This is a genomic window from Haloferax sp. Atlit-12N (genome assembly GCF_003383095.1).
Taxonomy (GTDB): domain Archaea; phylum Halobacteriota; class Halobacteria; order Halobacteriales; family Haloferacaceae; genus Haloferax.
Genome location: NZ_PSYW01000066.1, coordinates 1 through 573, shown reverse-complemented (window position 1 = coordinate 573; position 573 = coordinate 1). Strand labels below are relative to the sequence as shown.

Below are 573 nucleotides of genomic sequence, written 5' to 3'. Positions count from 1 at the left end.
GAAGAAAGTGTTAGCGGCCGGGCAGCACGGTCGTTCTCGAACATCAAAGACGCAATCAGCGAATTTGATGCAGCAGGCATGACCACGGTTCGAGGCTTCACGAATCTCAAACAGGAGGTCAACCTATGACTTGGCGACAGGCAACCCGTGAAGAGATCTACACCTACTACGCCGAGGAATTCCCCAGCTACGTTGACGACCTCCCTGAGTTCATCACAGCAAACGGGCCGAAACAGTATGCCGTCGCTTTTCGAGACCCACACCCGGTTCGCCAGGACGACGTCCCTGACAAGGACTTCATCCGCCGGGACACATGGCAGACGAATCGGTCCGGTAATCGGACGACTCCCGAGTTCAGCAGCTTTGAGGACGTCGTGGAGTTCATTCAGCACCCTGCTCGCAATGATCCTCTCGGTCAGCGCAACTTCGCACTCGCTGATCCGGCGCTCCTCGAGAAACCAAGTCCACTCCCTGAAGCCGTCTACTATGCGCTGGATCACTGGGAACGGCCATGGGTGCTGCTCGTCGATATCGACGCGAAAGACATCGCTCGGCAACGAGCCACGGATACAG

The 573-nt window shown here is 57.1% G+C and carries 1 pseudogene; it reads left to right on the top strand.

Going from position 1 to position 573, the window contains the following annotated elements:
- Positions 1–125: 125 nt before the first annotated feature.
- A pseudogene (locus C5B90_RS20020) lies at positions 126–573 on the top strand (DNA primase); the annotation flags it as partial.